Genomic DNA, 23,995 nt, shown 5'->3' with positions numbered 1-23,995 from the left:
TGAAGCACAAAAAGGCCGAACCTTCTTATCATCCGGCACAAAGCTATGTTATATAAATTTACGTCAGCGCTGTGTCTCAGTATAGTAATAGATAATCATGGTTCAGCCATGATAAGAGAGTTCCTGGAGGAGGAGAAATTATGAAAAAAAGGGGTCAGGTATTTACTTCCAGCTTTGTGCTGATGTTCCTGCTGGCGGTTGTTATGACAGGCTGCGGGGGTAACAACGTAGCTAACAATTCCGCTGGCAATGCGGCAACGGAAGCTCCCGCAGCCAGCAATGCAGCGGCTGGAACGGAACCGGCGGCTTCGGCCGAGCCGGCGGCGGAAGCGCCTAAGGTTGCTTTTGTGTACATCGGGCCTCCGGGCGACGGCGGTTACACCTACCAGCACGATCAGGGCCGTCTGTACATGGAGAAAGAACTGGGCATTAAAGCGGATTTCGTGGAGAACGTACCGGAAAGCGCCGATGCCGAACGCGTCATCACCCAGCTTGCCCAGTCGCATGATATCGTGTTTGCGACCAGCTTCGGATACATGGATTTCACCCTCAGTGTGGCAGAAAAGTTTCCGAATGTGAAATTTATGCATGCTTCCGGCTACAAAACAGCCGATAATATGGGCACCTACTTCGGCAAGAACTATCAGGCCAGCTATCTTAGCGGGATTGCGGCAGGCAAGATGACCACAAAGAACCATCTGGGTTATGTCGGCGCCTTCCCGATCAGCGAAGTCATTTATAACCTGAACGCATTTACACTGGGAGCGCAAAGCGTCAACCCGGACATCAAGGTCGATGTCGTCTGGACGAACACCTGGTATGATCCGGCGACCGAACGCCAGGCGGCAATCAGCCTGCTGGACAAAGGCGCAGACGTGCTGCTGGCCTACCAGGATTCTCCGGCTACCCTGGAAGCGGCCAAGGAACGCGGCGCTTTCGCGGGCGGCAATGACTCCGATATGAGCAAATACGCACCGGACAATTATTTGACCAACCCGGTCTGGAACTGGGGACCGTATTACGTGAAGGCTGTGCAGTCGGTAATGGACGGAACGTGGACGAACGAGCAGTATTCCGGCGATATGGCGGACGGTATGGTTGAGCTGGCGCCGTTCGGCAACAAGGTTCCCGATGATGTGAAGCAGCTCGTGGAGGATGCCAAAGCGAAGATCATCAGCGGAGAGCTGAATGTGTTCACTGGGCCGATCTCCGATAACCAGGGCAATGTCGTGGTGCCGGAAGGCCAGACGCTGACGCATGAAGAGGTATTATCGATGAACTGGCTGGCTGAGGGCGTGGAAGGCAACATTCCCAATTAACCGGTTACCGGGCAAATCATACAGCTGATGTCTATGGGTGGGGCGGGTTCTAAGGAACCTTCCCCACCCGTACTACAAGTATAAGGAAAGGAGCGTCCCACCATGCAGAACCATTCAGTTGAAATGCGCGGGATTGTGAAGAGATTCGGTCCGGTAACGGCCAGCGATCAAGTCGATTTTTCGGCAAATGCGGGTGAGATTCACGCGCTGCTTGGGGAGAACGGAGCAGGGAAGAGCACAGTCATGAGCATGCTGTCGGGGGTATACCGGGCGGATGAGGGGGAGATTCTCATTCACGGCCAGACGGCCAAAATCCGCTCCCCGAAGGATGCGGCCATGCTCGGCGTCGGAATGGTCTTTCAGAACTTCCGGCTGGTGCAGACCCTCACAGCGGCGGAGAACATCGTGCTTGGCGAAAAGTCGTCTTTCTGGCGGGGCAGCAAATGGATTAGAAACAAACACGCCGAAATCGAGGCGCTCGGCGAGCGGTTCGGGCTCCGGTTCCCGGTGGACCGGCCGATCTGGCAGCTGTCCGTCGGCGAGCAGCAGCGCGTAGAGATTGTCAAGACACTGTACCGCGGCGCGGATATCATCATTCTCGACGAGCCGACCTCCGTCCTGACACCGGGCGAGGTGGAGCAGCTGTTCGAAACGCTGCGGGTGATGAAGAAGGCGGGCAAGACGGTCATTATGACCACGCACAAAATGAAGGAAGTGATGGCTTCCTCCGACCGTATTTCCGTCATGCGCAAAGGGAAAATGATCGCTACGCTGCATACGGCCCAGACGAGTGAGCTGGAGCTGGCCCGCCTGATGGTCGGACGGGAGGTAAGCATCACCCGGCAGGAACGGGAGGCTGTCCAGGGAAAGCCGCTGCTCACGGTCAACCGGCTGGAGGTGACCGCGGACCATGGCCGCAAGGCGCTGGAAGGGCTGTCGCTGACGGTGCGCTCCGGCGAAATCGTTGGCATTGCCGGCGTGGCCGGCAACGGGCAGAAGGAACTGGCCGAGGTGCTGACCGGGCTGAGAGCCTGGAAGAGCGGCGAGATTGTGTTTGACGGCAAGCCGGTCAAGACCGCTTCCGTCCGCGGCGCAATTGACGCCGGCATCTCCCATGTGCCGGAGAACCGCATGAAGAGCGGCCTGGCCGGACGCCTCGGCTCGGTAGACAATCTGCTGTTCAAGTCCTACCGCAGCAGCGAGCATTCCCAATTCGGCATTCTGAAAGCCGCCAGGAACCGGGCATGGTCGCAGGAGCTGGTCCAGCGCTTCAACGTCAAGACACCGGAGCTGGATACACCGGTGCAGCAGTTGTCCGGCGGCAATCAGCAGAAGCTGCTGTTCGCCCGCGAGGTCAGCCATAAGCCGAAGCTGATGGTGGCCGTGCATCCGACGCAGGGGCTTGATGTCGGAGCTACCGCAGGGGTTCACGAGCTGCTGATGGAGCTGCGGTCATCGGGCAGCGGGGTGCTGCTGATCTCCGAGGATCTCGATGAGCTGCTGCAGCTGTCTGACCGGATTCTGGTCATCTACGGCGGCTCCATTATCGGAGAGACCGATCATGAAGCGGCGGACAGAGAAGAGATCGGGCTGATGATGGCCGGAATCCGGCAAAGGGAGGAAAGTGCAGTATGAGCCCGAAAAATATGAGCACCACTGCTGTGCTGGAGCCTAAGGCAATGCCGGAGAAATCCGGCAAGCGGTTCTCCCTCCGCCTGGAGTATGATTCCAGCCGGACCAGATCGCCTTGGTGGTCGCCGATTCTGTCGGTAATTCTGGCGCTGCTGCTGTGCGCTATCTTTATCGCCGCCAACGGCATGAACCCGTGGACGGTCTACGAGAAAATGTTCAGCGGCGCGTTCGGCAGCTCCTACGGCTTCACGGAAACGCTCGTCAAGGCCATTCCGCTGCTCCTGTGCGGACTCGGCATCGCCGTGGCGTACCGGATTTCCGTCTGGAATATCGGCGCGGAAGGCCAGCTGACGGTAGGCGCCATGGCCGCTACGGCGGTGACGATTTATTTTCCCGGCTTGCCTTCGTTCTGGGCCATTACACTCATGCTGATCTTCGGTGCCGCCGCCGGCGGGCTATGGGGACTTATGACGGCTATCCCGCGCACCCATTTTGGGGTGAACGAGCTGATTACCTCCCTGATGCTGAATTACGTGGGGCTGCTGGCGCTGGATTACGTCGTATTCGGGCCATGGAAAGACCCGCAGGGCTTCAACTTCCCCGGCTCACCGATGTTTACGGCGGCGCAGTCACTGCCGGTGCTTGGCACCACAAGACTGCACCTGGGGCTTGTCTTTGGCCTGGTTGCCGTACTGATCTATTTCCTGCTGATCAAATTCACCCGCTGGGGCTATGAGCTGCGCCTGATCGGCGCGAATCCGAACGCTGCTCAATACGCGGGCATCCATATCAAACGGCATATCATCATCGTCATGCTGATCAGCGGCGGACTGGCCGGAATCGCCGGCATGGCAGAAGTGTCCGGTGTGACGCACAAGCTGATGCAAGGGATTTCTCCGGGCTACGGCTACACCGCAATTATCGTCGCCTGGCTTGCCAAGCTGAATCCGCTCGGTCTGATTATTACCTCCGTGCTGTTCGGCGGACTCATTGTCGGCGGCTACAGCGTGCAGACGATCGGCCTGCCCTCGTCCATCTCGGAGCTGCTGCAGGGGGCGATCCTGTTCTTCCTGATTGCCGGCGAGATGATTCACCGCTTCCGCATCCGGCGGAGCGCATAGCAAGCTCGTCTTGCAGAAGGGGGTTTATGACTAATGGATTTCACTACACAGTTACTGATTGCCGCCATCTCCGCCGGAACACCGCTCCTGCTTGCTACGCTGGGCGGCATTCTGAATGAGCGTGCAGGCATTATCCAGCTTGGAGCGGAAGGGCTCATGCTGATGGGCGCAGTTACTACATGCCTCGTATACATCCGCAGCGGCAGCCTGGTGCTGGCCCTGCTGGCGACGATAGGCGTTACGGCGCTGCTCGGCATCGTGCACTCCTTTCTTACCGTTACGCTGCGCGCCAACCAGACGATGTCGGGACTGGCGATGACGCTGTTCGGCAGCGGGCTGAGCGCTTATCTGGGCAAATCGATCAGCGGCTTGCCGCTCCCGGGCGCCTCTCCGAAGCTGGATCTCGGCTGGGTGAAGTCGATTCCGGTGATCGGGGATATATTCGGACGGCTGGATTATCTAACCTGGTTCAGCCTGCTGCTTGTGGCGGTACTGCATCTGCTGATTCACCACACTTCATGGGGGCTGCACCTGCGGGCGGTCGGCGACAATCCCGCCACCGCCGACGTTATGGGCATCCGTGTCCAGGCGATCCGCTACAGCTACGTTACGGTGGGGGCCGCCCTGATCGGCCTGGCCGGCGCCGATATGGTGCTTGCGTATGCGCCAACGTGGAACGAGGGTCTGACCGCTGGCCGCGGCTGGATTGCTGTCGGTCTGGTGATCTTCGCCAGATGGAATCCGCTGCGCGCCTTGTTCTGCGCTTACTTCTTCGGCGCTCTGGATTCCCTCGGGTTCCGGATTCAGCTGCTGGGCAGCGCCATTCCGTCGTATTTTCTCAAAATGATTCCTTATATTGTAACGATTCTGGTCCTGATGTATCTGGGATACCGCAACCGCAACAAGCCTTCGGGCACGCCGGAGTCGCTGGGAACGCCGTATATCCGCGAGCAGCGGTTCTAACGCACGAAGACGGGAAAGGGGATGGAGACGATGGGAGCTATACAGGATGGGCCGTTATTCACGCCGGCGCTGCGCCAGCCCCGCAGTCTCCGCGAAGCCTGGGAGCTGAAGTCCGGACTCGGAGACCGGGCGGTTTATGTCTCGGGGGGAACGCTGCTGCGGACGCAGTGGGAGGCCGGAACGGCCGCCGTGCCGCAGGTGCTGATTGACCTGCGGAAGATTGCCGGTATGGGTGACATGATAGAGGCGGAGGGTTATCTCACCGCAGGCTCGCTTGTTACACTTGCCGCATGCCGGAGCAGCAGCGCTCTCGCCTCCGCCGGCCCGGCGGCCGCAGAAGCTGCCCGCCAGATTGCCGCGCCGGCGGTGCGCAATCTGGCTACGCTCGGCGGGAACATCGCCTCCGGGTACGGCGATATGCTGCCGGCGCTGCTGGTGCACGATGCCGAGATTGCCGTCTATGACGGTGAGTTCTTAAGCGTGCAGCCTGTGGAAGCGTGGCTGGAGCGGCGCTGGAGCGGGTCCGTGCCGCCGGGGGAGCTTGTAGCCGGCATCCGGCTGCCCCGGCGTGAGACGGGCGGCGCCCGTCTGGCGATCTGCCGCAAGGTGGGCCGGCGGGAAGCTTTCACCGCATCGCTGGTCACTGCAGCGCTCGCGGCCGATTGGGACGCCGGGTCGCGGACACTGCGCGGTGTACGGCTTGCCGCCGGCGGCGGCTCGGGCCGGCCGCAGCGTCTTGCGGCCGCCGAAGCGCTCCTCGAGGACGCGGAGCTGACGCACGGCCTGCTGGGTGCCGTCTATGAGGCGGTGGAGAGCGGTTTTGCCAGCTATGATGATCCGTTCGCCTCGGAAGCATATAAGCAGAAAACCGCAGGCAACCTGATAGCTGCCGAGCTGTGGAGGCTTCTGGAGTCAGAGTAATTCATAGATTTAGGTTACGCATCCAAGTTCATGATGTACAAATGTCCATTCCAAGTAGTTCGAACATCCAACCGGCAGAGGCATTCAGGGGAGCGCAGAGAGAAGGAGATGGGTGAATACAAGGAGTGGATTTTTTTATCCGGAATTACTTCAATTCTTATTATCAAAAAATTTAGCGGAATAGGGGTGGGGGTTCATGCTGCTGAACAAGGAATCGAGCGGCAGCCGCTGGCGGGTACGGCCCGACGGGCAGGATAAAGTATCCGGCAGGCTGCAGTATTTAACCGACATGTCCGCCGAAGGAATGCTGACCGGACGGGTGCTGCGCGCTCAGCAGGCCCATGCCCGCATTCTGTCCATCGATACCACGGCGGCGCTGGCGGCGCCGGGCGTGCATGCCGTGATCACCCATAAGGATGTGCCGGGCCTGAACGGCTTCGGCATCGCCCTGCCGCATCAGCCGGTGTTCTGCAGCGACCGTGTGCGTTATACCGGGGATGCCATCGCCGCCATCGCTGCGGAGAGCGATGCCGAAGCCGAATATGCTTTGTCGCTGATCAGGGTGGAATATGAAACACTGCCGCTGCTGGAGGATGCGGAGGAGGCTATGAAGCCGGAAGCGGTGCTGCTGCATGAGGAAGGTAACGTGCTGCATCATACCGAATACCGGCGCGGGGAGCCGGAACCGGCTTTCCGGGAATGCGCCCATGTGGTGGAGGAGACTTACTTCACCCCCCGCCAGATGCATACCTATATGGAAACGGAAGGCGGTCTCTTCATCCCGGAAGACAACGGCCGGCTCACTGTTTATTCGGCTACCCAGCACGGGCTGATGGACCGCCGGCAGCTCTCGCGCATTCTGGCGCTGCCCGAGGAGGATATCCGTGTCGTCTCCAGTCCTATCGGCGGTTCCTTCGGCGGCAAGGATGAGCTGAATGTGCAGCCCTACGGGGCGCTGCTGGCCCTGCGGACGCGCAAGCCGGTGCGGCTGCACAACTCCCGCTATGAATCGGTGCGCGCCGGGCTGAAGCGTCATCCGATGAAGATCACGATGAAGACGGGCTGCGATCGTGAGGGGAATCTAGTGGCCCACAAGGTGCGGATTATTTCCGATACCGGCGCCTACGCCACACTGGGGGCCGAGGTGCTGAATTTCGCCACCGAGCATGTCGTCGGCCCTTACCGCATTCCCCATGTGGAGGTGGAGGGCTTCGCCGTTTACACCAACAACGGCGTATCCGGCGAGTTCCGCGGCTTCGGCGGCAACCAGGCGATCTTCGCCCTGGAAGGGCAGGTCGACCGCCTGGCCGAACGGCTGGGCCTGGACCCGTGGGAGCTGCGCCGCCGCAATCTGCGGCAGTACGGCGACCCCGGTCCGCTGGGCCAGCCCATTGCCCAGACTCATGGCGCGGTCCAGGTCTGGGAGGCGCTGAAAGCATCTGCGCTGCTGCGGGCGCCGGAGACTGCCGAAGTGCCTGAGACAGCGGCAGAGGATAACGGCAAACGGGCGGAGGAGAAGCGGCCCCCGTGGATTGTCACCGGCACCGGCGCGGCATTGGCCATGCATGGCGCGGGGCTCGGCTACGGCATTCCCGATCCGGCCGGCGGGCGGCTCGTGCTGGCGCTGGACGGCAAGATTGAAGCGGTCTTCGGGTACGAAGAGTTCGGCCAGGGGCTGATCGCCACGATGGAGCAGATGCTGGTCGAGCAGTTCGGCTTCGCCGCAGACGATCTGCGCATCATCATCGGCGACACCGATGTCGTGCCGGACAGCGGCTCAAGCACCGCATCGCGCTCGACCAGCATGATGTGGATGGCGCTGCAGCGGCTGCGGCCGGAGTTCACGGCGGAGCTGCTGGAGAAAGCTGCCTCTTCTGCAGGGGAGCCGGCCGGGAATTTGCAGCTCGGACCCGGCGGCGTATGGCGGCGTGAAGGCGGCCTGCTCATTTCCTATACGGAGCTGGCGCGCGGACTGAAAGAGCCGCTGGTGTGCCAGACGGTGTTTCATTACCCGACGACGCCGCAGCCGAGAGTGGGCGCGCATTTCCTCTACACCTATTCCGCCATCGCTGTCCGGGTGGAGCTGAATCTGCTTACCGGGCGGGTCCGCATCACCGACCAGTACCATGTTGTTGCCGCCGGACCGGTCGCCAATCCCCAAGGCTACCTAGGGCAGATTGAAGGCGGCAGCAGCATGGCTGTAGGATTTACGCTGTCAGAGGATGCCGTAATGGCGGGGGGCGCCTATGTTACCAAGAACATGGACACCTATCTGGTGCCCACGATCATTGATATGAACGGCCGCATCCAGGTGGAGGCGATTGAGGATCTGCCGGAGCATGATACGTACGGCCCCCGCGGCATCGGGGAGATCGGCTCGGTTCACCTGGCGCCGGCCGTGGCCGCCGCGATTTTCCAGGCGGTGCGTAAACGGGTCAACAAGCTGCCGGTCGAACCGGAACTGCTGCAGGAGACGCTTTTTACTACACAGAAGGCGGTGAATAGCTATGCCGGATAACTACTGGCTGCAAGAAACGGACGAAACGGCAGGCACCGGCAATCCGGAGGCCGCTTATATCTTGAACTGCACCGTAAACGGCGAAGAGCTGTCGCTGGAGATTCCTCCGGGACGCCGCCTGCTCAGCATACTGCGCGACGATCTGGAGCTGACGGGGACCAAACGCTCCTGCGAAATCGGCCGCTGCGGCGCCTGCATGGTGCTGCTGGACGGCCGGCCCGTTAACTCCTGCCTCACCATGGCTTACCAATGTGAAGATGCAGAGATTACAACCATTGAAGGGCTAAGCGCAGCGGAGCTGCATCCGGTCCAGCGCGCTTTTCTGGAGGAGGGCGGCTTCCAGTGCGGTTACTGCACACCGGGGATGGTCATCTCGGTGGTAGGCATGCTGCAGTCGAATCCGCAGCCGAGCCAGTCAGACATTGAAGAAGCGATGTCAGGAAATATCTGCCGCTGCACCGGATACGGAGGGATCCTGCGTGCCGTACACAAAGCCATTGAAAGCGGGGTGTCGCCATGACGGCACAGACACACACCATTGCGCTAAACGAAATTAACGCGATGGACGAGGAAGAGTTCACGGAGGCGCTCGGCGGAATTTTTGAACATTCGCCATGGGTGGCCAGAGGCGCATACGCACTGCTGCCTGCAGGCTCGGTGGAGGAACTGCACCGCCTGATGCTGGATACGGCGCGCGGCGCGGAGGAGAGCAAGATCACAGAGCTGCTGCGGGCGCATCCCGATCTGGCCACACGGATGCAGGTAACGCCGCTGTCGGCGGCGGAGCAGACGGGGGCCGGACTGAACCGGCTGACTCCTGAGGAATTCGCCCATCTGACGGAGATGAATGCGCAGTATATGCAGAAATTCGGCTTTCCCTTCATCCTGGCCGTCCGCGGCAAGAACAAGGACGATATTATCGCTGCCATCGGGGACAGGGTGAAACACTCTTACGCAGAAGAGCGGGAGCAGGCGCTGGCCGAAATCGGCCGAATCACCCGGTTCCGGTTGCTCGACCTGATAACAGAACACTAGCGGCGCATTTTCATTTAACACTGCTGACTTCATTATAACTTGTTAAAAAGAACGGAGGTGCCGGTGATGACAGTGCGGAGAACCGGAGTTACTCATGTACGGCATACAGGAGGGGGCCGGCTATGAGCGGACAGCTGACTACCCATGTGCTGGACCTGTCGCGGGGCGTACCCGCAGCGGGAATGAGGGTTCAATTATGGAAAATGAGCGGCTCGGCAAGCCTGCTGCTCCGTGAGGCTGTCACCAACAGTGACGGCAGGCTGGACCGCCCGCTGCTGGAGGGTGCGGAGTTCGCAACCGGAAAATATGAGCTGCTGTTTCACGCGGGGAATTATTTCCGCACAAGCGGCGGCGGTGCAGCAGGAGCAGACGGAGAGGCGTTTCTCGAAGACATTCCGATCCGTTTCCGGATTACAGACCCCGGAGCCCATTATCATGTGCCGCTGCTGGTAGCTCCGGGAGGGTACAGCACGTACCGCGGCAGTTAGTGCATGGCGGCAAATCAAGAGCTGTATGACGGAATGAGAACTTAACCTATTCGGAAAGCGGGGGTGGCGGATCATGAAGGAATCCTTCGAGCTTATTGTCAAAAATGGGGACGTCGTCCTGCCCGGAGAGGTGCGGAGACTCGACATCGGCGTGCGCAACGGCGTTATTACCGCACTAGCGCCATCGCTTCCGGAAGAAGGGGCAGACCGCGTGATTGATGCGGCCGGACATTATGTGCTGCCGGGCATGATCGATATGCATGTGCACTTCAATGAACCGGCATTCGGCCATTGGGAAGGCTTCCGCAGCGGCTCGGCCGCGCTTGCGGCCGGAGGGTGCACCTGTTATGCGGATATGCCGCTGAACGGGAATCCGCCGACAGTCAACCGTACGGCGCTGGAACGCAAGCTCGCTGCGGCCTCCGGCCAATCCGCCGTGGATTATACGCTGTGGGGCGGTCTTGTCCCCGGCAATCTGGACGAACTGGAAGCCCTGGCGGCCTCCGGCGTCATCGGCTTCAAAGCCTTCATCTCCAATCCGGGCGGGGAAGGAGAGGGGCGCTTCCGGGAAGTGGATGACGATACCCTGTATCAGGGGATGAAAAAGATTGCCTCCTTCGGCGGGATTCTTGCATTGCATGCGGAGAGCGAGGAGATGACAGCCGCGCTTTCGGCTGAAGCGGTGCGCAGCGGGAAGAACGCTGCACGGGATTTCGCCGCTGCCCGTCCGCCGGAGGCTGAGCTTGAGGCGGTAGACCGGGCGCTGCTTTATGCCGAGCGGACCGGCTGCCGGCTGCATTTCGTGCATATCAGCACGGCGGCGGCGATTGAGCGGATTCATGCCGCCAAGCAGCGCGGACTGGATGTGACGGCCGAGACCTGCCCGCATTACCTGCTGCTGACCGAGGACAGCATGGCCGAGCTGGGGCCGGTGGCCAAGTGCGCCCCTCCGCTGCGCAGCCAGGAGGAGCAGGAGAAGCTGTGGGAGGTTCTGGCGGAAGGGAAAATCGACTTCGTCGCTTCCGACCACTCCCCGTGCCCGGGCGAGCTGAAGCTGGCGGACGGCCTCAGCTTCATGGAGGCCTGGGGAGGTATCTCCGGTGCGCAGAGCAGCCTGGAGCTGATGTTCCACGAGGGGGTCCATAAGCGGGGGCTTCCGGTTACCCGGATCGCGGCGCTGCTCGCGGAGCAGCCTGCGCGGCGCTTCGGGCTGGATCAGCGCAAGGGCGCGATTGCACCGGGACTGGATGCCGATCTGGTGCTGCTTCATCCGGATTTGTCCTATACCTTGCAGGCAGAGGACCTGCTGTACCGCCACAAGCATAGCCCTTATACCGGCCTTACCTTATCCTGCAAGGTAACGGCTACAATCAGCCGCGGCAGAATGGTCTATACCGCAGACGACGGCATTCTCGACGGCGGCGGCGGCCAATGGCTGAAGCTGCGGGAAGGGCAGCCGGCATTATGAGCCAGGTGAAGCTGCAGGCCCCGGCGGGAGAAATGCTCCGGCTGCTGGAGGAACTGGCGGCCTTCAGCGCCCCAGGGCCGGGGGTTACCCGGCTGCTGTATACGCCGGAGTGGAGCGGGGCCCAGCATTTTCTGCAGGAGAAAATGCTGGGGGCCGGGCTCGAGACGAGAACGGACGCAGTCGGAAATGTATTCGGCAGGTTATCCGGCACAGGCGGACATGATAAAGTAATCCTGACCGGCTCGCATATCGATACGGTCGTGCATGGCGGCAAATATGACGGCGCCTACGGGGTGGCTGCTGCGGTCACTGCGCTGGGGTATCTGCGGGACACCTTCGGCCCGCCGCGTCGTACCCTTGAAGCCGTCTCCTTCTGCGAGGAGGAGGGCAGCCGCTTCCCGGTGACCTTCTGGGGCTCGGGGCATGTCACCGGCCTTTACAGCGGCGGCGGCGCGGCAGACTGCACCGACCTTGAAGGGATTACGCTGCGGGAGGCCATGGCCGCCTGCGGGTATCCCGCATCCGGAGCCGCTGCCCTGCGCGGGGATATCGGTGCCTATGTGGAGCTGCACATCGAGCAGGGCCTTGTGCTGGAGCAGGCAGCACTGCAGATCGGCGTCGTGCAGGCCATCGCCGGGCAGCGGCGGTATACCGCCCGCATCGGCGGGGCGGCGGGCCATGCCGGTACAACGCCGATGGGCCTGCGGCGCGATGCGCTTGCCGGCGCGGCGGAAATGCTGCTGTGGCTGGAGCGCGCCGCGCAGGATGCGGGTGATCCGCTGGTCGCCACGGCCGGCCGGCTGGAGGCTTATCCGGGGACGCCGAATGTCATCCCGGGCGAAGTGCACTTCACCCTGGATATCCGGCACAGCGAGGCCGGTATCCTGGAAGGGTTCTGCCGCGCGGCGGCGGACGCCTTCGCTGCTGTAGCCCGGCGGCGAGGGCTGACGCTTGCGCTGGAGGAGACGCTGGCCACGGCTCCGGCGCCGATGGACCCTGAGCTTGCGGGCCGCCTGGAGCGGCTCTGCGTGGAGCAGGGCCTTACGCACAGGCGCATGGTCAGCGGTGCGGGCCATGATGCCCAGCTCTTCGCGCCGCGCTGCCCGGCGGCGATGATCTTCGTGCCGAGCCGGGGCGGCATCAGCCATGCTCCGGAGGAGTACAGCTCACCCGAAGAGCTGGCGGCCGGGCTGAATCTTTTGACTGCGCTATTATACGAACTGGCTTATCTGTAGAACTGAATCTGTAGGGAGAGATGATTCCATGAAGCGGTACGAAGATTTGGCGCCGTCACTGCGGTGTATTATGACCCCGGGGCCGGTGGAGGTTGATCCGCGTGTGCTGCGGGCGATGTCGTTTCCGGTGCTGGGCCAGTTTGACCCCGAATTCACCGATATTATGAACGAAACCATGGGGATGCTGCGCAAGCTGTTCGTGACGGACAATGAGTGGGCGTATCCGGTTGATGGAACCTCGCGCTCGGGCATCGAAGCGGTGATGGTCAGCCTGATCGCCCCCGGAGACAGGGTGCTGATTCCGGTCTTTGGCCGCTTCGGCCATTTATTGCATGAGATTGCCGAACGCTGCGGGGCAGAGGTGTTCACTATCGAGACGGCGTGGGGCAGCGTCTTTGACCCTGCCGAGGTGATTGCGGCAATCCGGAGCATACAGCCCGATGTGGTGGCCATTGTCCATGGCGAGACCTCCACAGGCCGGGTTCAGCCGCTCGCGGAGATTGGCCCGGCTTGCCGCGACGCAGGCGCCCTGCTGATTGTCGATGCCGTGGCGACCATCGGCGGCGTGCCGGTAGAGACGGATGCCTGGATGCTGGATGCGGTGGTTGGCGGCACCCAGAAATGCCTCTCCATTCCGTCCGGAATGGCACCGGTCACTTACAATGACCGCGCTGAAGCCAAGCTGCTGAAGCGCAAGCAGGTGGAGCGCGGGCTGCGGACCGCGGCGGGCGCAGAGCTTGAGCTGCCTGCGGTGCGCAGCAACTATTTCGATCTCGGGATGCTCCAGGACTACTGGAGTCCGCAGCGGCTTAACCACCATACCGAGATGACCTCCATGCTGTATGCGCTGCGTGAGGGTCTGCGGCTCGTGCTGGAGGAAGGGCTGGAGGAGCGCCACGCCAGGCATGCGCTGCACGAACGGGCGCTGACGGCCGGACTTGCGGCTATGGGGCTTGAGCTTTACGGTGATCCGGACAGCAAGCTGACGGTGGTCACCTGCGTGCTGATTCCGGAGGGAATTGACGGGGAAGCGGTGCGGACGATGCTGCTGCAGCACTTCGGCATCGAAATCGCCAGCTCCTTCGGTCCGCTCAAAGGGATGATCTGGCGCATCGGCACGATGGGCTTCAGCTGCCGGGAGAACAATGTGCTGCGGCTGCTCGGCGCCCTGGAAGCAGTGCTGCTGCGCCAGGGCTTTAAGCTCTCCTGCGGGCTCGGCGTTCAGGCGGCACTTGACGTATATGAGCAAAACGTAAGATAATCGCTGTTAATGCGGCAGCCGGCGGAAGCGGCTGGATTAACGGTGTGCCCGGACGGCGGAAGCTGAATCCGGTGGTGTTCATCAGGAGACGGCTGGCGCCTTGCGGGGCGGAGCCGTTTTTCTTGAATTTAGAGACCGGATGGAATCCGGGAGCAGTATGACGGATCAGGACCGCTCGACGGGCCTCCCTGTAGAGAGCCTTCCGGGCGATATTGCCGCAATAGCTATGCACGACACTACGAGGGGAGTGGGATTCATGAAGTTTGCAAGAAAACCGCTGGCCGACTGCGTGCCGGCGCTGGTCGCCACCGCGCGCGGCGATCTGCCGGCCACGCTGGTCATCACCGGGGGGAAACTGGTTAATGTGGTGTCCGGCGAGATTCTGGAGGGAATGTCGGTTGCGGTTCAAGGCGAACGCATCGCCTATGTCGGAAAGGACGTGTCCCACACAATCGGAGAAGGCACCCGTGTCATCGATGCGGCGGGGCGTTATATCGCTCCGGGCTTGCTTGACGGACACTGCCATATCGAAAGTACACAGCTGACGGTCAGTGAGTTTGCACGCGCCGTACTGCCGCTTGGTACGACCGGCGGGTTCTTCGATGCGCATGAGATTGCCAATGTGTTCGGCCTCGAGGGCATCCGGCTGATGCTGGAGGAGATGCGCGGCACACCGCTCGCGGCTTACATGCAGGTAGCCTCCTGTGTGCCTTCCGCCGGCCCGGATATCGAGACGACCGGCGCTTCGATCGGCCCGGAGGAAGTGGCGGAAGCCTATACCTGGGGCGGAGATGTCATCGCGTTGGGCGAGGTGATGAACTTCCCGGGCGTCGTGTACGGCGATGAAAAGATGATTGGCGAAATCCAGGCCACACTGCGGGCCGGACGTTATGTCGACGGCCATTTCACCTGGCCTTCTGACGACTGGCGGCTGCCGGTCTATGCCGCCGCCGGTGTTACCGGCGACCACGAATGTGTGACGGCGGAGGATGTCATTGAGCGCGTCCGGCTCGGCATGTATGCCAAGATGCGCCGCGGCTCCGCCTGGCATGATGTGGCCAAGACGATTACGGCCCACACCGAGCATGGTCTGGATACGCGCCGGATGCTGCTGGTCACCGACGACCGCAGCTCGGAATCGCTGCGCGACGAAGGCCACATGGACTTTGTGGTGCGCCATGCCATCGCTCAGGGCGTGAAGCCGGTAACGGCGTTCCAGATGGCGACGATCAACACGGCGGAGCGCTTTGGCGTCGCCCGCGACATCGGCTCCATCACGCCGGGCTCCTGCGCTGACATCATCCTGCTGGACGGCAACTTGGCCGATGTGCGGGTGGCTGTTACGATCGCCGCCGGTGTAGTCGTAGCCGAGAACGGCAGGATGACGGCGGAGCTTCCGGCCTATATCTATCCGCAGGAAGTGCGGGCCTCTGTCCACCTGCGGGAGCTGCCGACCGCTGTAGATTTCGTGATTCCGGCACCGGTGGACTCCGGTACGGTAGCCACCCGGGTGATCAAGGTCATTGAGAATCATGTGGATACCGAGGAACTCATCCTGCAGCTGCCTGTCCGGGAGGGCAAGCTGGCGGTGGAAGGCTCACTGAGCAAAATCGCCGTCTTTGAGCGCCACAAGGCCACCGGAAACAAATCGGTCGGCGTAGTGGATGGCATCGGGTTCCGTGAGCCGGCGGCGATTGCAATGACGGTGGCCCATGACAGCCACAACGTACTGGTCATCGGCAACGACGACGAGCTGATGGCTCAGGCCGCCGGTGCCGTCGCGGAGGCTCAGGGCGGCGTCGCTGTTATAACAGGCTCCGGCACGGTGCTGTTCCCGCTTGCCATCGCCGGGCTGATGTCCGCCGAGCCGTTTGAGGTAGCAGCCGCCCAGTCCGCCGCGGTCAGCAAGGCGCTCTACGACGCCGGCTGTACGCTTAACTATGCATTTATGACGTTGTCGCTGCTTGCGCTGGCGGTCATTCCTGCCCTGCGCATCTCCGATAAGGGCCTGGTGCGGATATCCGCCGGGGGCATTGAACTTGTGCCTTTGTTTGTGTAGCTGACGGGGCTGATGAGCAGTCTGGTTAGTTTAAGAAGCGTGAGCGTTATACTTAAAAGTGCCTCGAACCGTTTGGGTTTGGGGCACTTTTTTAGTAAATTGATCCGCTGAGGACACCGGACCGGTACTCCGCTGCGTCACCGCCGTTAAGGACACAGATGCGCCTATTTCCGATTTACTTCTGCTTTGGGCAGTGGTACGCACATCAGGGACGCTATTTTTAAACGGTAGCGCATACATTTGCTTCTGCGAAGAGAATATCGTCTGCTGTGTCCATTAAGCCGGCAAAACCGCGATTTTAGTCCAAGTAACGTCTTTCCGGTCCGTAAGGGAGCCCCGCTACTGTCACCGCCAACCCACCATCCGCTACTGCCACCGCAGGCCCGCCATCCACCATCCGCTACCGCCCCCGCAGGTCCGCCATCCGCTACTCGCAATCATGCCGCCTTTCCTCAGCTTGCCCTGCTGCCTGCCAGTAATTCTAATGAAACTCCTTGTACAACTGCTCGATGTACGCATAGGTCTGTGGCCATTCCAGACAGGAAGCGTTGCACAGCAGAATCACGCTGAATTCCTGTTCGTAGAACCTTACGATAATGCTCCTGAAGCCTGCATCACCGCCGGTATGCCATAAGGTTTGGGCATCGCAGCGCTCCTGAAGCATCCAGCCGTAGCTGTAGCCGCCCCAGAACTCGGAGAGCGGATGGCCGCTTGAATCCAGTCCGGGTGCAAACAGCGTGCTGCTGGTCTTACGTCCGAGCAGTTGTTCCCCGTACAAGGCATCGTCCCATTTCTGCATATCCCGCAGGGAGGACAGCACATTCGTTGTTCCTGTCGCCAAAGTATCGGCATAATGGCACTTCCATAGCCCGCCGCTCAGTTCATAGCCGTAGGCCCTGCGGGGCACGACAGGCTGCTCTTCATTGAAGACCGTAGAATCGTCCATACCGGTTACTCCAAAAATATGCTGCTTCAAATACTCTCTCAGCGATAGCCATGTGATTCTCTCAATAATGATGGCGAGCATGACATAATTGGAATTGGAATATTCAAATCTGCTGCCGGGAGTAAAACGAAGCCGGTCCTGCTTACTTAACAAGCCGAGCACCTCGGCGTTGTCGGAATGAAGCGCATGCTGACGCGCTTTTTGCCATAGCAGATCGTTGTAATCGGTCAGTCCTGCCGAATGATGCGCCAGCTGGTACACGGTCACCTCATCCGCGTAATGACGCAGCTCCGGCACAAATTTGGTCAGCCGGTCGTCGGCACGGAGCTCGCCCCGTTCCATCAGCTGGAGTATGGCCATACCGGTAAACTGTTTCGAGACGGAAGTTAGTTTGAAGACGGTGTCTGGTCCGATCGGTATTTCATGCTCACAGTTGGCAAGGCCAAGCATGTCCTGGTAAACCACTTTTCCTTTATGATTGGCTAGGACGCCAATGCCCGGAGTAAGTTCATTGAACATTGGAAAAAAAGTCTTTCAACCGCAGATCCTTCGTCATATGTTCCGTGAATCCCCCTTATAAAGCCTGCTTATCTCATCCTCCTTCCACACAAAACAGCCGATTTTCCTACCGAATTTTGTTTAAATGGTTACAGTTTTGACATAAGGGGCATAATATTAACCAATTCATCACAATTTGAATCGTAATTTTATAAAATTTTAATAAAAAACATTAACAAACGCTCAGAAATAGACGATAATACTGTTAAATTCATTAGTGCTCGTCTATCAAGTCAATTACAACAAATAAAAGAAAGACCAAATATAAGGAACGGGGTGGGTGAGATGATAAGACTGGACACACAGACCATCGTCGACATTACCATGAAGCAGATTGCAGGGATTTTCAAAATGGAGCCCCTGGAGCTGAGATTCGTCAACGATTTTCAGGGCGAGCAATATCTGCTGACCAATGACAAGCTGCATCTCAATAACCAGCAATACTGGGCCAAAGTCATGGATTGCGTGTTCGACACCCATGTCAGACCGGTGCTGATGTGCGAGGTGCTGTATTTTCTCCGCAATGAATTTCTGGAAAGTGATATCAAGCTGACCTTCTCTTATGATTTCGCAGAAGGTGCGAACGGGGCAGCAAGCGCAACGGCCGAGGTGCATTTCAACGATACGCCGGATCTGCAGCCGGGTGAAATTGCCGAGCTGATCGACCTGGCTTTGTCGATCCAGGACCGTCAGTGGTTTGAGGAACTGACTGCCAAATACAAGCAATTGACTGCGTAAGATCGGCTATTCAAGCCGGCTTGACGCCATAAAACCGCCTGTCCGCCGATTATCGGGGACAGGCGGTTTTTTATGCTCTGGGACGCTTTGCCTGGCGCTGCGGCCGTCTATTCCTCCAGCCAGCCTTGAGCGTTCGTCCTTACAAGCCCGGCCAGAAATGCCAGCCACTCGGCGCACGCATTGAGGCAGGGGGCGGCATGCAGCGCTGCGGCCGTGCCTCCGCCGGCGGCGAAATGCTCGCCACCCTCGACGGCAAGCTCATGAAGGGTCTCCAGGCAGTCGGTCACCAGGCCCGGCGAGAAGATCAGCGGCCGCCGGATACCACGTCCGGCAAGCTCCTTCAGCACGTTCTCGGTGGAGGGCCCGATCCATTCTTCACGTCCGAACCTGGATTGATAAGCCATGCTCCACCGGCCTTCCTCCCAGCCCATCGCCTCCGCCAGCAGGCGGGAGGTCTCTTCGCACTGGACCGGATAAGGGTCTCCCGTCTCGGCATAACGGCGCGGAATGCCGTGGTAGCTCAGCACAATATGATCGGGCTCTGCGTCCAGTCCGTCCAAACAGCGGAGCAGATGGGCTTTCATGGCGGCAATATAGCCTTGCTCCCGGTGATAAGCATCCACGAAGCGCAGCGCCGGCACAAAGCGCTTGCTGACGGGTCCCCTTGCCGAACGGCGCCCCAGCGCCGCGAAGCTGGCGGCGTCATAAACCGACGCTGTCGTAGTGGAGGAATATTGCGGGAACAGCGGAACTACAACAATCCGGGTGACACCTGCGGCTTCCAGCCGGTTCATGGCCGCTGACATATCGGGTTCACTGTAGGCCAGGCCCAGCTCAACCTGAAATTGACCGCCGAGCAGCTTCTGCAGGCCCGCTTGTTGGGCACGGGAGTGATGCAGCAGCGGAGAGCCTTCCGGGAGCCAGATTTGCTCATACAGCCTGGCGGAGCGGCGGGGACGGACGCGCAGAATGACGCCCCGCAGCAGCGGCTGCCATAAGAGAGGCGGATAATCGATGATCCGCCGGTCCGAGAGGAATCTCCGCAGATAAGGACGGACAGCTTTGGCGTCAGGGGCAGCAGGGGTTCCGATTTGGGCAAGTATGACTCCGACAGACGGTTGCTTCATCTGCAAAATGGCTCCTTTGCTTAACATGACATCTTTGTAGACTATCATGATTCTTCCTGTCCTCACAGTGTTTGGAATCACAAACGGAGTGATTACGGGCGGGAACTGGCGGATAGAGAAGCATGTCCGACTGTTTTTTTGCTGTAAACCGGCTGAAAGTGATGTTTTTTATAGGGCATGTGATTTTATACACAGATTAAATTGTTGCGAATTTGTTACCATCAATCCAGAAATTGCCGCGAATAGACTAACGTCCTCTTTTGTGAATTTATTCACCTTTTTATGTGAATTCTTTCACCTAATATCCAAAATAAGTTTGAATTAGCTCTGCTGGGGAACGGAAAGGGTCGCGCAGGAACGGAAAGGGGGAATGAATACTTCTTCGTGAGGAAACTGGGGTAGCCTCATAAGAATTAGCAGCGACTGCATGCAAGATCAGTTTAAAGAGCTACATATTACTGGGGATATGGTAAAGGAGAATACGCATTGAAAAAATTAATCACTTTGACTGTCAGCGCGGCCTTGCTGCTTGCGCCATTTGCGTACACGATTAACGCACCGTCGCTTCACCTGAAGGTTGATGCAGTGTCGGCTGCTTCGGAGGAAGCTCCGGCAGCGACAGCCAAACCGGCAGCGACGCCGAAGGCAACCGCCAAGCCGACTGCGAAGCCGACGCCGAAGGCGACCGCCAAACCGGCCGCCACGCCGAAGCCTACGGCCAAACCGGCCGCAACCGCAAAACCGGCCGCAACCGCAAAACCAGCTGCCACGCCGAAAGCGACCGCGAAGCCATCCGCCACTGCGAAGCCTGCTGCCACTGCGAAGCCTGCTGCCACTGCAAAGCCTGCAGCAACGGCCAAGCCAACCGCCAAGCCTGTAACCGTTAAAGAGAGCGTATATAAAGACGGTGTTTATGTGGCTTACGGCAATGCCTACTCCAAGGGCACTGAAGGCGCCAAGGTAACGATTAAAGACGGCAAGATCGCCGATATCGAGCTGATGAGAACCAGTCCGAAGCTGATCGACAGAAATGCCCGCGACAATTACAGCGGCGTATGGAAGGCCTACGGGCTGATGAAGGACCGTCTGCTTGGCAAGACCAGAGAAGGCGCCGCAGCCGTGGATGCCGTTTCGGGCGCAACCCGCACCAGCGACGGCTGGAAGCTGTCGGTAGACCGGGCGTTCCAGAGAGCACAGGCCGAGAAACCGGCGGACGCCGTTTATTTTGCCGGCGATCATATGGGGGTTGACCCTCAAGGCAAGTACGCCGTATTTAACAGCTACGACGGTACCAGCCTGACTGCTGTGAAGGTGTATCCTTTAACTGCAAACGGGGACTTCGTCGACGAGAAGACTTATACTGCCGAACAAACTGCATTTATCGCCGCCATTACACCGGCTCTGCTGGCCCATGGTACAGAAGCTCTGCCTGTAACAGGCTATGAGCTGGAAACCAAAGCTGCGATCAACGCATTCTGGGATGCTGAACAGAACGCCAGCATCAACAATACTTCCGCTTATATTGACGGCTTCTATTCCTCCTACGGCACTGCCAGAAGCGTTGGCGTAGAGAGAGCAGACATCATTATCCGCAACGGCAAGCTGGTGGATGTGAAGCTGTACAGACTGGGCAACAACCTGCTCGACCGCGGTGCCACCGCGTATGCCGAAGTCGTTAAGGCGAATGCGCCGATGACGGCGAAGCTGCTGGCGAACGGTTCTTATATTGCAAATTATGAAGAGAAGGTCGACGGTATTTCCGGTGCGACTGAAAGCAGCCACGGCTGGAATCAGGCCGTGGAGAGAGCTTATGAGAAGGCGCTGAAAGTTAAACCGGCCGGACTGTATTTTGACGGCAAATTCATGGGCGTGGATAATCAGTCCAAAGTTATGCTGCTCGTGGATATCGCTGCCGATCAGGTAACCGGCATCAAGCTGAGCCTGTTCGGGGAAGACGGCAAGCTGATCGCCGACGACAAGCTGACGGCAGAGCAGAAGACACTGGTTGAGCAGTTGACCCAGGGTCTGCTGGCTCAAGGGGTGCAGGCAGCGGACGTTGCCGGCCAGGAAGCGGTATCCGCCGCAGCCAAAGCCGCGCTGGCCGATGCGCTCACCAATGCTTCCAAAGTGCAGGGCGCCTATAAAGACGGCACCTTCACCGCATTTGGCGACGCCTACGACAAAGGCACTAACAGAGCAGACGTTACACTGCGCAATGGCAAGATTGTTAAGGTTGAGCTGTTCCGCGTCGGCATGGATATGGTTGACAGAGGCAAATTGGCCTACGCCGAAGTGGTTAAAGCCATCCCGCAGCTGACAGCAAGCTTTATGGCTGCAGGCACCAGAGAAGGCGTACAGCAGGTGGATGCCGTGTCCGGAGCTACCAGCAGCAGCGAAGCCTTGAAGGCGGCAGTGGACAGAGCCTACGGTAAGGCCGAAATCACTGAAACCGACAAGAATGCTTATTTCGACGGGATTTTCATCGGCGTCAGCACCGATAAATCGGTTAACGTGATGGTTAACGTGAAATACGGCGAGCCGGTGAACATGGTCGTTTACTATCTGGACAGAGAAGGCAAAGTGAAGACCTACTCGCAGCTGACGGCTGCCGAGAAGGCGGTCAAGACGGAACTCGAAACGACTTCCAGCGGCTACGGTTTGCATAAGTACGGCTACAAACCGGCGGCATTCGGCAACAACGCGGACGAGAAAGCTATTTCCGCCAAAGCAGTGGAAGCCATTAAGGCTGCACTGGAGTCCGCAGGCAAATAAAGTTTCCTCCTCTTGCAGGGGTATCTCCGGCAGATTATTCTGCCGGAAGATATCCCTTTTTTATCTACTGGCGGAATCTGCGGGATTTGCTCCACACAAGGGGATTATATCGGTTCGGTCCGCAGACATAACTTGCGACAGCTATCGTATAGTTAATTAGAAGGGTTTTCGGAGGTGAATGTCTAAAGTTTAATATATACAGCGCAGGCAACAGACCTGACCGTAAATAGGAGGCTCCTACATGACATTAATCAAACAGCTTTCTCCGCAGGATGAATTTACCGGCTACTATCTATTGCGGGAGCTGGCAATCAAACAGACCAACGGCAATCCTCCAAAGGATTATTTCGATATCGTGCTGGGTGACTCCAGCGGACAGCTTAGCGCGAAATTCTGGGATGTCAGCACGACGGACAAAGAGACTTTCTTTCCGATGGCACTGGTCAAGGTACGGGGCATAGCCCATTTATATCGTGAAAAGCTGCAGATTAAGATTACCAAGATCCGGCTCGTGAACGACTCGGACGGCGTCTCCCTGACCGATTATATCCGTTCGGCGCCGATCCGTCCGGTAGACCTTGTCCATACCATAAAGGCAGCGGCTGCCGACATCGTTGACAGCGAGGTTTCCGCCATTGTCGCCTTTTGTATCGGCAAGGTGGAGGATAAGCTGATGCATTATCCGGCGGCCAAGACCCACCATCATGCCTATTTTGCCGGCCTCGCATACCACATGGTACGGATGCTGGAGATCGGTGAGTTCCTCTGCCGGCAGCGCCCGTTCCTGAATCCCGACCTGATCAAGGCAGGCATTATTCTGCATGACATTGCCAAACCCGAAGAAATGATCTCCGAGTTCGGCGTGGTCTCCGATTACAGCGTGCAGGGCAAGCTGATTGGCCATATCTCGCTGGCCGCGAATTGGATTACGGAAGCGGCGATCCGCTGCGGCATTCCGCTGGAATCAGAAAAGGTGCTGAACCTGCAGCACCTGGTGTTGTCGCATCATAATTTGGGAGAATGGGGCAGCCCGGTCCAGCCGCAGACGGCCGAGGCCGTAGCGCTGCATCATATCGATGCGATGGACGCGAAGCTGCAGATGGTCGAAGACGCACTCGATACGACGCCCGAAACCGAGGAATGGACGCCGTTTATCCGCGGACTTGAGAATAAGGCGGTTTACCGGACGAAGCTTTAGCCGGTGGACGTTTCGCCTTAGGCTCCTTGGGCTTCTTCGGCTTTGGAGCCGCTTTAAAGGGTGTGTAGCCGCCGGAGTATATCGTTCCCGGAAGATATCCCTGGCTCTGGGCGAGCTGCAGCGGCCCTTCGTGTGCTTCCTTCTCGATCAGCTTCAGCAGAATAGAGGCGGCGGCGCGGGCATCCTCCAGAGCGTCGTGATGCCGGAGCGAAATGCCGAAATGCCCGGATAGCACGTTCAATTTATGGGAGGGCAGCTCGCCCAGCATTTTCTTGCCGAGCAGATAAGTGCACATATATTGAAAGGAAGGGTAGCCGATGGCGGCTTCATCCAGACAATAGCGCAGCACGCTCATATCGAAGGCGGCATTATGGGCGATGACGACCTCGCCGGCAAGCAGCGGCTCCAGTGTAGGCCACAGCTCCCGGAAGGTGGGCTGGCCCTCAACCATCGCCGGGGTGATGCCGTGAATGGCGATATTCATCCCGGAGAAATGCTGCCGCGGGTCGATCAGCCAGACCTGCTCCCGGGTGATGATGCCGTCTCTGACCTGGACAAGACCCAGGGAGCAGGCGCTTGAGCGGCTGGCGTTGGCGGTTTCAAAGTCAATAGCGGTAAAATCCATCGGGCGTAAAG

At 59.2% G+C, this 23,995-nt stretch carries 19 protein-coding genes; 16 read left to right on the top strand and 3 right to left on the bottom strand.

Annotation, left to right across the window (positions count from 1 at the left end; translation table 11 throughout):
* The first annotated feature begins 140 nt into the window (after positions 1-140).
* The 13 genes from F1381_RS00440 to F1381_RS00380 all read left to right on the top strand — a co-directional run bounded on the left by F1381_RS00440 (position 141) and on the right by F1381_RS00380 (position 16,020).
* Entirely contained in the window at positions 141-1,319 is a 1,179-nt protein-coding gene (locus F1381_RS00440) for a BMP family ABC transporter substrate-binding protein (protein WP_151732866.1), read from the top strand.
* 102 nt (positions 1,320-1,421) lie between these two features.
* Positions 1,422-2,954 carry an ABC transporter ATP-binding protein gene (locus F1381_RS00435; protein ID WP_151732865.1) on the top strand — a complete coding sequence of 511 codons (1,533 nt, stop codon included), beginning with the start codon at positions 1,422-1,424 and terminating at the stop codon, positions 2,952-2,954.
* Positions 2,951-4,072 (top strand): ABC transporter permease, encoded by a 1,122-nt coding sequence (locus F1381_RS00430; protein ID WP_151732864.1) that lies wholly within the window; start codon positions 2,951-2,953, stop codon positions 4,070-4,072. The genes F1381_RS00435 and F1381_RS00430 overlap by 4 nt, the downstream gene beginning before the upstream one ends.
* Positions 4,073-4,105: 33 nt before the next feature.
* Positions 4,106-5,035: an ABC transporter permease gene (locus tag F1381_RS00425; RefSeq protein WP_151732863.1), complete on the top strand. Its 930-nt coding sequence runs from the start codon at positions 4,106-4,108 to the stop codon at positions 5,033-5,035.
* Between the two features lie 30 nt (positions 5,036-5,065).
* Positions 5,066-5,956, top strand: a complete 891-nt coding sequence (locus tag F1381_RS00420; RefSeq protein ID WP_187355120.1) for an FAD binding domain-containing protein — start codon at positions 5,066-5,068, stop codon at positions 5,954-5,956.
* Between the two features lie 196 nt (positions 5,957-6,152).
* Positions 6,153-8,474 carry a xanthine dehydrogenase subunit D gene (pucD, locus tag F1381_RS00415; protein WP_151732861.1) on the top strand — a complete coding sequence of 774 codons (2,322 nt, stop codon included), beginning with the start codon at positions 6,153-6,155 and terminating at the stop codon, positions 8,472-8,474.
* Positions 8,464-8,994, top strand: coding sequence for a (2Fe-2S)-binding protein (locus F1381_RS00410; RefSeq protein ID WP_151732860.1), 531 nt, complete (start codon positions 8,464-8,466; stop codon positions 8,992-8,994). Before pucD ends, F1381_RS00410 begins: the two co-directional genes overlap by 11 nt.
* Positions 8,991-9,509, top strand: a complete 519-nt coding sequence (gene uraD / locus F1381_RS00405) for a 2-oxo-4-hydroxy-4-carboxy-5-ureidoimidazoline decarboxylase (protein ID WP_151732859.1) — start codon at positions 8,991-8,993, stop codon at positions 9,507-9,509. Before F1381_RS00410 ends, uraD begins: the two co-directional genes overlap by 4 nt.
* A 122-nt stretch (positions 9,510-9,631) precedes the next feature.
* Positions 9,632-9,997 (top strand): hydroxyisourate hydrolase, encoded by a 366-nt coding sequence (gene uraH / locus F1381_RS00400; protein ID WP_151732858.1) that lies wholly within the window; start codon positions 9,632-9,634, stop codon positions 9,995-9,997.
* A gap of 73 nt (positions 9,998-10,070) precedes the next feature.
* Complete coding sequence (locus tag F1381_RS00395) at positions 10,071-11,465, top strand: allantoinase (RefSeq protein ID WP_151732857.1); 1,395 nt, start codon at positions 10,071-10,073, stop codon at positions 11,463-11,465.
* Positions 11,429-12,700, top strand: coding sequence for a Zn-dependent hydrolase (locus F1381_RS00390; RefSeq protein WP_246187851.1), 1,272 nt, complete (start codon positions 11,429-11,431; stop codon positions 12,698-12,700). Before F1381_RS00395 ends, F1381_RS00390 begins: the two co-directional genes overlap by 37 nt.
* A 28-nt stretch (positions 12,701-12,728) precedes the next feature.
* Positions 12,729-13,961 (top strand): pyridoxal-phosphate-dependent aminotransferase family protein, encoded by a 1,233-nt coding sequence (locus F1381_RS00385; protein ID WP_151732856.1) that lies wholly within the window; start codon positions 12,729-12,731, stop codon positions 13,959-13,961.
* A 256-nt stretch (positions 13,962-14,217) separates the two neighbouring features.
* Complete coding sequence (locus F1381_RS00380) at positions 14,218-16,020, top strand: adenine deaminase (protein ID WP_151732855.1); 1,803 nt, start codon at positions 14,218-14,220, stop codon at positions 16,018-16,020.
* A gap of 481 nt (positions 16,021-16,501) precedes the next feature.
* Here F1381_RS00380 and F1381_RS00375 read toward each other — a convergent pair whose 3' ends face one another.
* Positions 16,502-17,485 carry a serine hydrolase domain-containing protein gene (locus F1381_RS00375; protein ID WP_151732854.1) on the bottom strand — a complete coding sequence of 328 codons (984 nt, stop codon included), beginning with the start codon at positions 17,483-17,485 and terminating at the stop codon, positions 16,502-16,504.
* A gap of 324 nt (positions 17,486-17,809) precedes the next feature.
* On the opposite strand from F1381_RS00375, the gene F1381_RS00370 reads away from it, so the two are divergent.
* Entirely contained in the window at positions 17,810-18,262 is a 453-nt protein-coding gene (locus F1381_RS00370) for an IDEAL domain-containing protein (protein WP_151732853.1), read from the top strand.
* A gap of 107 nt (positions 18,263-18,369) precedes the next feature.
* Here F1381_RS00370 and hemH read toward each other — a convergent pair whose 3' ends face one another.
* Positions 18,370-19,389 (bottom strand): ferrochelatase, encoded by a 1,020-nt coding sequence (gene hemH / locus F1381_RS00365; RefSeq protein ID WP_187355119.1) that lies wholly within the window; start codon positions 19,387-19,389, stop codon positions 18,370-18,372.
* Between the two features lie 486 nt (positions 19,390-19,875).
* Here hemH and F1381_RS00360 point away from each other — a divergent pair, with 486 nt between their 5' ends.
* Together F1381_RS00360 and F1381_RS00355 are read left to right on the top strand one after the other, a co-directional pair.
* On the top strand, positions 19,876-22,161 hold the full coding sequence (locus tag F1381_RS00360; protein WP_151732851.1) for an FMN-binding protein: 2,286 nt from the start codon (positions 19,876-19,878) through the stop codon (positions 22,159-22,161).
* Between the two features lie 241 nt (positions 22,162-22,402).
* The gene (locus tag F1381_RS00355) at positions 22,403-23,359 is read left to right on the top strand and encodes a 3'-5' exoribonuclease YhaM family protein (RefSeq protein WP_151732850.1); all 957 of its coding nucleotides are present in this window, start codon (positions 22,403-22,405) and stop codon (positions 23,357-23,359) included.
* Here the strand turns inward: F1381_RS00355 and F1381_RS00350 are convergent.
* Positions 23,313-23,984, bottom strand: coding sequence for a 3'-5' exonuclease (locus F1381_RS00350; protein WP_151732849.1), 672 nt, complete (start codon positions 23,982-23,984; stop codon positions 23,313-23,315). The two genes, F1381_RS00355 and F1381_RS00350, sit on opposite strands and share 47 nt — an antisense overlap.
* Positions 23,985-23,995 lie beyond the last annotated feature (11 nt).

Source organism: Paenibacillus tengchongensis (assembly GCF_008973665.1).
In the GTDB taxonomy this organism is placed as follows: domain Bacteria; phylum Bacillota; class Bacilli; order Paenibacillales; family Paenibacillaceae; genus Paenibacillus_AQ; species Paenibacillus_AQ tengchongensis.
The sequence above is the reverse complement of the archived record's forward strand: the minus strand, read 5'-3'. Positions and strand labels throughout refer to the sequence as shown.